Source organism: Streptomyces sp. NPDC029122 (genome assembly GCF_055569445.1).
Genome location: NZ_JBVHWK010000002.1, coordinates 471414 through 481489 on the forward strand (window position 1 = coordinate 471414; position 10076 = coordinate 481489).

At 73.7% G+C, this 10076-nt stretch carries 10 protein-coding genes; 6 read left to right on the forward strand and 4 right to left on the reverse strand.

Annotated features, from left to right (window positions below):
* The first annotated feature begins 19 nt into the window (after window positions 1-19).
* Together ACZ4WZ_RS04525 and ACZ4WZ_RS04530 are read left to right on the forward strand one after the other, a co-directional pair.
* Window positions 20-388: a tyrosinase family oxidase copper chaperone gene (locus ACZ4WZ_RS04525; protein WP_467884910.1), complete on the forward strand. Its 369-nt coding sequence runs from the start codon at window positions 20-22 to the stop codon at window positions 386-388.
* A 25-nt stretch (window positions 389-413) separates the two neighbouring features.
* The gene (locus ACZ4WZ_RS04530; RefSeq protein WP_467884913.1) at window positions 414-1277 is read left to right on the forward strand and encodes a tyrosinase family protein; all 864 of its coding nucleotides are present in this window, start codon (window positions 414-416) and stop codon (window positions 1275-1277) included.
* A gap of 91 nt (window positions 1278-1368) precedes the next feature.
* Here the strand turns inward: ACZ4WZ_RS04530 and ACZ4WZ_RS04535 are convergent, their stop codons facing one another.
* Complete coding sequence (locus ACZ4WZ_RS04535; RefSeq protein WP_467884915.1) at window positions 1369-1656, reverse strand: chaplin; 288 nt, start codon at window positions 1654-1656, stop codon at window positions 1369-1371.
* 277 nt (window positions 1657-1933) lie between these two features.
* Here ACZ4WZ_RS04535 and ACZ4WZ_RS04540 point away from each other — a divergent pair, with 277 nt between their 5' ends.
* A complete protein-coding gene (locus ACZ4WZ_RS04540) occupies window positions 1934-3388 on the forward strand; it encodes a carboxylesterase/lipase family protein (protein WP_467884918.1) in 1455 nt (484 codons plus the stop codon).
* Here ACZ4WZ_RS04540 and ACZ4WZ_RS04545 read toward each other — a convergent pair.
* Together ACZ4WZ_RS04545 and ACZ4WZ_RS04550 are read right to left on the reverse strand one after the other, a co-directional pair.
* Window positions 3366-4805, reverse strand: coding sequence for an alpha/beta hydrolase (locus tag ACZ4WZ_RS04545; protein ID WP_467884921.1), 1440 nt, complete (start codon window positions 4803-4805; stop codon window positions 3366-3368). The two genes, ACZ4WZ_RS04540 and ACZ4WZ_RS04545, sit on opposite strands and share 23 nt — an antisense overlap.
* Before the next feature lie 311 nt (window positions 4806-5116).
* Complete coding sequence (locus ACZ4WZ_RS04550; protein WP_467884924.1) at window positions 5117-5803, reverse strand: GNAT family N-acetyltransferase; 687 nt, start codon at window positions 5801-5803, stop codon at window positions 5117-5119.
* A gap of 140 nt (window positions 5804-5943) precedes the next feature.
* Between ACZ4WZ_RS04550 and ACZ4WZ_RS04555 the strand changes: the two genes are divergently transcribed.
* Complete coding sequence (locus ACZ4WZ_RS04555) at window positions 5944-6750, forward strand: alpha/beta fold hydrolase (RefSeq protein ID WP_467884927.1); 807 nt, start codon at window positions 5944-5946, stop codon at window positions 6748-6750.
* Window positions 6751-7085: 335 nt separating this feature from the next.
* On the forward strand, window positions 7086-7769 hold the full coding sequence (locus ACZ4WZ_RS04560) for a (2Fe-2S)-binding protein (RefSeq protein WP_467884930.1): 684 nt from the start codon (window positions 7086-7088) through the stop codon (window positions 7767-7769).
* A 25-nt stretch (window positions 7770-7794) separates the two neighbouring features.
* Here the strand turns inward: ACZ4WZ_RS04560 and ACZ4WZ_RS04565 are convergent, their stop codons facing one another.
* The gene (locus ACZ4WZ_RS04565) at window positions 7795-8619 is read right to left on the reverse strand and encodes a peptidoglycan recognition protein family protein (RefSeq protein ID WP_467884933.1); all 825 of its coding nucleotides are present in this window, start codon (window positions 8617-8619) and stop codon (window positions 7795-7797) included.
* Window positions 8620-8876: 257 nt separating this feature from the next.
* Here ACZ4WZ_RS04565 and ACZ4WZ_RS04570 point away from each other — a divergent pair, with 257 nt between their 5' ends.
* Window positions 8877-9995, forward strand: a complete 1119-nt coding sequence (locus ACZ4WZ_RS04570; protein ID WP_467884936.1) for a hypothetical protein — start codon at window positions 8877-8879, stop codon at window positions 9993-9995.
* Window positions 9996-10076: the final 81 nt, after the last annotated feature.

A 10076-nucleotide genomic window follows, 5' to 3' on the forward strand; every position in this document is an offset into this window, starting at 1 on the left:
GCCGAGCGAGGGAGACCGTATGTACGCAGTACCCGCCGCCCCACCGACCCGCCGCGCGGTCCTGCGTACGGCCTTCGTCGCGGCCGTGGCCGGCGGCGTGGCCGCGGCCCTGGCGCCCGTCCTGCGCGCCCGCGGCCCCCGCCAGACGCTCACCCCGGCCCCGCTCGCAGAGGAGACGTACCGGGGCCGCCACATCAGCGTCGACCTCGCCTCGGCACAGGTGCGCATCGACGGACGCCCCCTGCACGTCATGCGGCGTGCCGACGGGAGCTACCTCAGCGGGATGAACCACTTCGAGTCCTACGGGACCCCGATGGAACTCGCCCGCGCCGCCGTCGACGAGCTCGGCACCAGCCAACTGGCCGTCACGCCCCCGCAGCACGGCTGACGGACCGGAACAGGAGAAGCCCGCGTTGTACACCCGGCAGAACCAGAAGAACCTGACCAGTGCTCAGAAGAAGCGGTTCACGGCCGCGCTGCTGGAACTCAAGCGCAACGGCACCTACGACGAGTTCGTCCGTACCCACGGCACCTACTTCGTGCCCGACCGGGAGCGCAAGCGGCGCGTCGGGCACATGTCGCCGTCGTTCTTCCCCTGGCACCGGCGCTACCTGCTGGAGTTCGAGCAGCGGCTGCGGGCCGTCGACCCGCAGGTCTCCATCCCGTACTGGGACTGGACCAGCGACAACAGCCCCGCCTCCTCCCTCTGGTCCGAGGACTTCCTCGGCGGCACCGGCCGCGAGGGCGACCGCCAGGTGATGACGGGTCCCTTCGCCTACGAGCGGGGCAACTGGACGATCACCGTCGGCGTCAGCGAGGCCCGTTTCCTCACCCGCAACCTCGGCCGCCCGGCCAACCCGATCACCCTGCCGACCGCCGCCGAACTCCAGTGGGCCCTCGACGACCCGGTCTACGACTCCTCGCCCTGGGACTCCACCGCCCGCGGCGGCGGCTTCCGCAACAAGCTGGAGGGCTGGGCCGCGCCCAAGAGCGAGCGCTGGCGCAACCACAACAAGGTCCACCAGTGGATCGGCGGCCACATGACGGGCGGCACCGCTCCCAACGACCCGGCCTTCTGGCTGCACCACGCCTTCGTGGACCTGCTCTGGGACCGGTGGCAGCAGCGGCACCCCGGCTCCGGCTACCTGCCGGCGGCCCCCCTGGAGCTGGGCGACCTCCAGCGCGGCCGGGTGATCTCCCTCGACGAGCCGATGCCCCCGTGGGACGTCACCCCGCGCGAGATGCTGGGGCACCGGGGCGTCTACCGCTACGAGTGACCGGCCCCGGCCCCCGCGGGGGCCGGGGCCGCACGCAAAGGGCCCCCGCCGCACGGCGGGGGCCCTTCAGCCGGTCAGGCGGGCGAGATGATCACTCGCCGTAGCTGCCGCCCTCGGTGTGGTGGCCGTTGCCACCACCCGACGCGTTGACGCAGGTGTTGCCGAAGGCCGGGTTCAGCAGGGCGATCACGTTGACGGTGTTGCCGCAGACGTTGACCGGGATGTGGACCGGAACCTGCACCACGTTGCCGGACCCGACACCGGGGGAGCCGACCGCCGCACCGTGCGCTCCGGCATCGGCGACAGCCAGACCCGCACCGGCGGCCACGGCGGTGCCCGCCACAGCGGTGATGGCGAATGCCTTCGCGATACGCGACATCAAGATCTCCTCATGAGATGTGGGGCGCCGCATCCCTGCGGCATGTGACATGGCGTACAACGCGGCGGGAGCCCAGTGGTCACGGCCGGTTCGGCTAATGGGTGGCAGGAAAACGGACAGAGCCGGAGTACGAGCGTGCCCGAGTGACCGTTCCCGGCCGCACAAGCAACACTCCCGGCCCCCGCGCGATCCGTTCCGCGCGACCCGATCGTGCCTTGTCACGCCGTGGACGCCTGTGCGACGGTGCCCCGGAGGACACCCCGGTGAGGAGAGACGGATGAGCACAGCGGGCGGCGGACGGCCCCGGGCCGGTACCGCGGACGGCATCGTGGAGGGCCGCTGGGAGGCCGACGGCACCGCCGTCTTCCGGGGCATCCCCTACGCCGCCGTGCCCGTCGGCCCCCGCCGGTTCGCCGCCCCGCGGCCCCCGGCCCGCTGGGACGGCGTACGCGACGCCGGGGCGTTCGGGCCCACCGCGCCCAAGGTGCCCTACCCGCCCTCCTTCGCGGCCCTGCTGCCCGATCCGAAGGTCCCCGGCGCGAACTGCCTGAACCTCAACGTCTGGACCCCCGACCCGGCTCCCGGTGCCGGCCTGCCGGTGATGGTGTTCCTCCACGGCGGCGCCCACACCCGCGGCTCCTCGGCCGTCCCCGTCTACGACGGCTCCGCCTTCGCCCGCGACGGGGTCGTGCTCGTTTCGGTCAACTTCCGGCTCGGCGTGCTCGGCTACGGGCTCTTCCCCGACGCGCCCGCCAACCGGGGCCTGCTCGACCAGATCGCCGCCCTCGAATGGGTGCGGGACAACATCACGGCCTTCGGCGGGGACCCCGCCCGGGTCACCGTCTTCGGGGAGTCCGCCGGAGCCATCAGCGTCGGCGCCCTGCTCGGCGCGCCCCGGGCCGCGGGCCTCTTCGCCCGGGCCGTCCTGCAGAGCGGCGCCCCCGAGGCACTGCCGCGCGACGGGGTGCGGACCATGGTGCGGCGGATGGCCTCGCGGCTGGGAGTGCCCGCCACCGCCCGGTCCTTCGGGGCGGTGGGCCTGCCCGCGCTGCTCGCCGCCCAGGCGGCCGTGCTGCGGCGCTCCTCCCCGGTGCTGGGCGGCCCCGCCTTCGGGCTGGTCACCGATCCGGACTCGCTCCCCGCCGACCCCCTGGAGGCGGCCACCGCCTCGAAGGTGCCGCTCCTGCTGGGCTGGACCGCCGAGGAGCACCGGCTGTGGCTCGCGCCGACCGGCGGGGCGCGGCTGCTGGACCGCCTCGGCCCGGCGGCCGTGGCACTGGGCCGGCTGCGCAGCGGCAAGGACCGGGCCGCCGTACGGGCGTTGCGCGCCGCGCTGCCCGGGGTGTCCCCGGCCGACGTCGCCGGGCAGCTGATCACCGACCGGCTGCTGCGCGACCCGCTGCGGCGGCTCGCCGGGGCCGCGCGCCCGGCCCCGAGCCACCTGTACGAGTTCCGCTGGCCCAGCGGCGTACCGGGCCTCGGCGCCTGTCACGCCCTGGAGCTGGGGTTCGTCTTCGACACGCTCCGTGTGCCGGAGTCGGCCTGGCTGGCCGGGGCGGGCGCCCCGCAGGCGCTGGCCGACGAGATGCACGGCGCCTGGGTCCGCTTCGCCACCACCGGGGACCCCGGGTGGGCGCCGTGGGACGGCAACGGCCCGCCGAAGGTCTTCGACGGGCCGGAGCCGGAGGCAGTACGGGGCGCGGAGGTCGTTACTCCACGGGTCCTTCCATGACCTTGCTGATGAACTCCATCGGACCCAGGCCCATGTTCGGCACGTAGGTCTTGGCGTTGTGCTGGCCGCCCGGGATCACCCTCAGGCTGGTGTGGATCGGGCCCTTGGTGTAGGTCTGGACGAATTTCTGGACGTCCGGCAGCGTCTTCTTGTTGCTCTCGTTGTCACCGACCTGGAAGGCCAGGTAGACGTCCGGGCCCTTCTTGTCGATCAGCTGCTTGGCGAGGACCTCCGGGTTGTTCTCGGCCTTCTCCTTGTCGTGGCCCTTCCACAGGGAGGAGTCCGGGACGATGTCCGGGCCGGAGGCGATCACGGCCTTGAACTTGTCCGGGTGCTTCAGCACGGCCTTCAGACCGGCGAAGCCGCCGGTGGAGGAGCCCATGAAGGCCCAGCCGTCACGGGACTTGATGGTGCGGAAGTTCTCCCGCATCAGGTCCGGGACGTCCTCGGTCAGCCAGGTGCCCATCTTGGGCTGGCCGGGGATGTCGGAGCCGTCCCAGTAGACGCCCTTGTCGTCCGGCCCCGGGTTCAGCACCGGCATGGCGAGGATGAAGGGCTTGCCCTTGCCCTCGTGGTACCACTTGCTGATGCTCGTCTGGAGACCGAGGTCGGTGCCCATCCAGTAGTTGTTCGGGTAGCCGGCGCCGCCGGGCAGGGCGATCATGACCGGGAAGCCGCTCTTGGCGAACTTCGGGTCGTTGTACTCCTTGGGCGCCCACACCCAGACCTTGCCCGAGAAGCCGGACTTCTTGCCGGTGATGGTGGCCACGCCGATCTGCGTGCCGTCGCTCAGGGTCGAGGTGTTCTTGAAGTCGGTCTTCGGGCCGGTGGGCATCGACATCTTCGAGTTGGGCGCCTGCTTGGCCGCGCCGTTCTTGTCGCCGTCCGGGGTCTGGCCGAAGGAGACTTCCTTGCCCTTGTCGGTGAACGGGGGTATCTCGAAGTAGGCCATCGTGCCCGCGGCGATGCCGCCGAGGGCCAGGACCGCTACGCCCGCGATGATCCAGCGCTTCGCCTTGGACTTGCGGCGGGGCTCCTCCTCGTAGTACGGCTCGGCGTAGCCGTACGGGGCCTGCTCGTACGGGGGCTGGTCGTGGCGCTGCTGGTACGGCTGGTCGTACCGCTGCTGCTCGTAGTCCGGCCGCTCGTAGCGGGGCTGCGCCTGCGTGGCCTCGTCGTAGCCGCCGGGGCGGTAGTCCTGGCCCTGCGGGGCGCGGGGCGGCTGCGGCCGTCCCTGCGGGGGGCCGCCGTAGGGTCCGGCGCCCTGCGGGGGCCGGGCGTGCGGCGGTTGCGGGCGGCCGCCCTGGGGCGCGTACTGCGGCGGGCCCTGCTGTCGGCCTTGCTGCCGGCCGGAGGAGGGCTGCTGCCCTTCCGGCCGGTACGGCGGCTGGTCGTGGCCGTCGGGTTCGTACGACATCTGCGGTGGCTCTCCGGCTGTTGCTGCCCCGTGCGGGGATGGTCTGCTTCCGTTCGAATGATGAACGAAAGCGCTGCTGGGTTCCTCATTTTTACTTCTCTTGGGATTCCGTGGAGGAGTTCATTACCCGTCACCCACGGTGCCCCCGGTGTTCCCTTCCCCGTCATCCAAGCATCCGTGGATCATGCACATGCCCGGTGGGTACGGTCGCTGGACCTCGATGCGGGAAACGCGCTCGCCCCGCCCTGCCCCGGCTGGTCACCGGGGGAGGAGCGGGGCGAGGGGCGGGCGGGAACGCGGCAGCAGGACCGTTACGCCGGGATCAGCGTCCGGCGCGGGCGGCGGCGCGGAGCGGCGCTGGAGAGCCGCAGCTCGATCACCGAGCGGACGGTGGGCCACTCCTCGTCGAGGACCGAGTAGAAGGCCGTGCTGCGCACCGCCCCGTCCAGCCCCCGCGAATGGGCCCGGCGGACCCCCTCGCAGGTGAAGCCGAGACGTTCCATCGCGGCGCGGGAACGCCCGTTGCGGGCGTCCGCGCGCAGCGAGATCCGCCGCACGCCCCAGGTCTCGAAGGCGTGGCGCAGCATGAGCAGCTTCGCCTCGGTGTTGATGCCGGTGCCCTGGGCGCCCGGGGACAGCCAGGTGTTCCCGATCTCGGCGGCATCGGGGATCGCCGTCGCCGGATCACCGAAGGGGACCCCGGGGACGGCGGGCCACACCAGCGGACCCTGCCAGTAGTCGAGATCCAGGAACCGGGTCGAACCGACCACCCGGCCGTCAGTGGCTCTGACGACGGCGAACGCGAGCGATCGACCCGCTGCCTGATCGGAGAGGGCACGGTCGATGTACTCGTGGGACGCCTGCAACCCGTGCGGTACGGGAGTGAAGGCGTAAGTCGTACGATCCTCGGCCCCGGCCTCGGCCAGGGCCTCGGTGTGCTGGGGGGCGAGGGGCTCGAGCCGCACGGAGCGGCCGGCGAGGAGTACGGGTACGGGCACGGAGCCTTCGGTCCTTCTGGGCGGTGGGGTGGTTGCACAGTGTGCGCTCCTGACGTCGCCCCCCGCGCAAAACGCGGGTGAAAGGCAACGAGCGGTCAGGTGAACGCGAGTGGCTCAATGTAGCCCCTTAAAGTCCTCTCATGAACCCCCAATTTGGCAATGGCGCGGCATCGTTTTGCGACGACTTCGGCACCCGCGGCGCGGAGGCCGTCCTGCTGGTCCACGGGCACCCGTTCAACCGGTCCATGTGGGCCCCCCAGGCGGCGGCCCTGACCGCTGCCGGCTACCGGGTCATAGCCCCTGACCTGCGCGGATACGGAGACAACCCGGCGGTCGGCGAGAAGACCACGCTCGCGGACCTCGCCGACGACCTGGCCGCGCTGCTCGGGCGCCTGGGTATCGAACGGGCGGTCGTCGGAGGAGTTTCCATGGGCGGGCAGATCGCGCTCGAGCTCCGGTTGCGCCACCCGGGTCTGGTGAGGGCCCTCGTGCTCTCCGACACCTCCCCCGTCCCGGAGTCCGAGGACGGCAGGAAGTCCCGCCGGGAGCTCGCCGAGCGGCTCCTCGCGGAGGGCATGTGTCCGTACACCGAAGAGGTCATCGACAAGATGCTGGCGCCCTACAACGTCACCGGCCAGCCGGAGACCGCCGCCCGGGTCAGCGCCATGATGCGCGCCACCGACCCCCGGGGAGCGGCGGCGGCCCTGCGCGGACGGGCCGAGCGGCCCGACTACCGGCCCGTGCTCGCCGCCCTGCCCGAGGACGTCCCCTGCCTGGTGCTGGTCGGCGCGGACGACGTCTACACCCCGGTCGCCGAGGCCGAGGCGATGTGCCGGCTCGCGCCGCACGCCCGGCTCGCCGTGATCGAGGGGGCCGGGCACCTGCCGGGAGTGGAACGTCCGGAGGCCTTCAACCGGGCCCTGCTGGAGTTCCTCACCGGCCTATGACCCACGGGGCGGGCCCCGCCGGGTGGCCCCCTTGATCCGCCGCCGACCGGCCCGCGGGCGAGGGCCGGTCCGCTGGTGGACCGTGCCGGTGCCGATACGGTTCCTTCCCGCGCCCGGCGCCCCGCGCCGCCTGGCCGCCGGCCGGCTCGCCAACTCCGTCGGCGACGGCGCCTACTACGTGTGCTCCGCGCTCTTCTTCACCTGGGATCCCCGGCTGGCTGCTGCCCGGCGGACTGCTGCCGGCGGCCTCGTACGCGATGGGGCCCGCCGCCCGACGGGCGGAGTCGGCCCGGACCCGGGTCCGGGCGGCGGACGCCGCCTGAGATCATCCGGGGATGGACATGGACGACGTACTGCGCGGGCTGGCCGCCGTCGGGCCCTTCTTCACCGTCCCCTGCGGCGGGCCGCCGCCCGCGGCGGGCTTCCGGCCGCTCGCGGAGCTGTACGGGGAGCCGCTCGGGCCCTACGTCAGCGAGGTGGGCCGCAGGATCCGGAGCGGACCGGGACGGGTCGCGGCCTCCACCGCCCAGTTCGGGATCGCCTCCCGGCTGTGGTCGCTGGGCCTCGGCTGCGCCGCCCTGTCCGGGCGCCTGCCGGACCTGGACCCCGGCCGGGTGTGGTGGCGGCTGCCCGACGGAGGCTCGCTGGAACTGTGGCTGCCGGACCCGGTGGACCTGCCCGCCCGGGCCCTCGGCGAGAGCGTCCTCGGCAACCTCGCCCAGCTGGACGCCGCCCTGCGGGAGCGGTACGGGGTCTCGGCGAAGGTACTGCGGGGCAACGCCGCCTCCGGGCTGACCGGCGCCCTGCGCGTCCTGCTCGACCGGGTCCCGCCCGGGCCGGGCGGGGTGGCCGTGGAGCTGGCCTCGGCCCTCCTCGCCGACGACGGTCCCCTCGCCGGCACCGGCACCTTCGTCCACGAGCCGGGGCTGGGCGTGGCCTTCGTACGGCGCAGCTGCTGCCTCTACTACCGGGTGCCGGGCGGCGGACTCTGCGGGGACTGCGTGCTGCGGACCCGGTAGGCACCCCGCCCGCCGGGCCGCGGCGTCAGCGGGCCCGCAGCGGGTCGAGCAGGCCCTCCGGCAGGTACTCCGTACCGGCGAGGGCCGCCGGATCCGGGGCCCAGCCCGGCGGCAGGCCCACGGGCCAGCGCGGCAGCGGCACGGGCTGGGTCTCGCCGAGCCTGCGGCCCACGGCCTCGCGCAGCTTCGGCAGCATCGAGTAGAGCTTGTCGCCGGGGCAGGCGGTGCTGTTGAAGTCGCGGTGCCCGTAGATCTCGGAGGCGGGCACGTCGTACTGGCGGCAGACGTGGGCGCACAGGTCGGCCAGGGCGGAGAACTGCGCCGCCGGGGGCTCCTGGGTCGTGTAGGTGCCCTCGTTCTCGATGCCGATGGCCGCACTGTTCTGGCCCACGCAGTGGGCGGCCCGCACCAGCCGGTTCCCGGCGGTCAGCGCGGCCAGGCTGCCGTGGCGGCCCTCCATCGTGAAGGCGCCCCGGCTGATGGTGAAGTGCTGGCCGGTGTCGATCCAGCCCTGCATGTCCATGTGGTACGTCTGGACGGCGCGGGCCAGCCTGTGGGCCCGTTCCCGCGAGTAGTCCGTGACGTTGGCCGTCGCTGTGTGGTGCACGATGATCCGCTCGGGGCGCGAGCCGAGGACCACCACGGGCTCGGACGGCTCCCGCGCCCCCCAGCCCGCGCAGTCGGTGATCTGCGGCACCGTGGAGCCGTCCCGGCCCCCGAGCGCCCCGCGACCGAGGGAGACCTGGGCCGCGGAGGCGGTGGCGGAGGGCAGGACGGTGAAGGCTCCGAGCGCGAGCGCGGCGGAGACCAGGTTCCGGCGGGAGAGGCGGCCGGGGGGTGTGGATGTCATGGATCAGCCTGTTCCGGTGGGGGGTAGGCATCCATAGAAGGGGCCCGCACCGCGCGGGGCACGCAGGCGCTCCGTGGGCCGGTCCGGAGTACCGGCCGAACGGTGCACGCGGACACGGATCCCCTCCGACCGCGGAGGAGAGCCGGACGCGTTCCGAAGGCCGTTGCCCCGGCACTGCGGCCGTCTGCGGCTGCTCCCGCCCCGGCCCTGCCGCCTCACCGTGGTCTTTCCGGTCATCTGCCTGTTCAATGCGGCAGATGACCGAGACCGATACCGACCAGGGTGCCTGGGCCGCGCTGTTCGAGGACTTCCGTCCCTCCCCGTCCACCGCCAGGGCGTGGCTGGGAGGTCTCGGGTACAACCGGGCCGCCCCCGCCGAGGTACTGATCGGCCTCTTCGACGCGGCGGAGCCGCCCCGCCCGTACTTCCTGTGCCGCGACGACCTCCCGCCCGGGGTACTGGACGCGGCGGCCGTCCACCCCGCGAGGACCGTCCGCGTCGCGGCCGCGGAATCGGGAAGGCTCTCGCCGGGGCAGTGGACCCGGCTCCTCGCCGCCACCGAGAGCGCGGCACTCCGCGATGTCCTGGCGGAGCTGGCCGCGGAGCAGGCCGCGTACCGGGAGGCCCGGTGGCGTACCGGCGTGGAACGGGCGCCGGACTCCGGCTCCCGGCCCCCCAGCGGCCCGGCCGAGATCGAAGCGATGGCCGCCGGCGTTCCGGACATCACCCCCGATCACCGGACGTACGCGCTGTGGTGGATCGGGGCCCTCCACGACGACCCCGGTGCGATGCGCCGGCTCGCCGCGTCGCCGAACCTGTGGATCCGCCGCAGCGTGGCCCGCGCCCCGCACCTGCCGCCCGACGTCTTGGAACGCCTCGCCCGGGACGAGGACCGCGTCGTGCGCCTGTTCCTCGCGGAGTCCTGCGAGGACGCCCCGGCGGACCTGCTCCTGGAGGTGTGGAGCTGGTGGCAGGGCAGCTTCTCCTTCCCCGGGCGGCCCCGCGGCCACCCCAACTTCCCCCGCCGCGACCTCCTGCGCTTCGCCGGGGATCCCGAGCCGCGCCTGCGCCTGCTCGCCCTCGACGATCCGGCGTCGGACGCCGGCCTCGTCGAACGGTTCGGCCATGACCCCGACACCCGGGTACGGAGCCGGGCCGCGGCGGACCACCGCCTGTCACCCGCGTCGGCGGTCCGGCTGGCGGCCGACGCCGACTCCGGGGTCCGCTGCTCGGCCCGGCAGAACCCGGCCCTGCCGCCGCACGCCCTGATCCCCCTGCTCCTGGACGAGCACAGTGCCGAGGAGGCCGCCCGCAACCCGGCCGTTCCGGTGGTGGTCATGCACCGCCTGGTCTCGCTGGCGGCCGCGCGGGCGTGAAATCGGCGCGGGGGGGGGGGGGGGGGGGGGGGGGGGAGGTGTCGCCTCGTCTGCGGCCAGCCTCGCGGGAGCGTTGAGGAG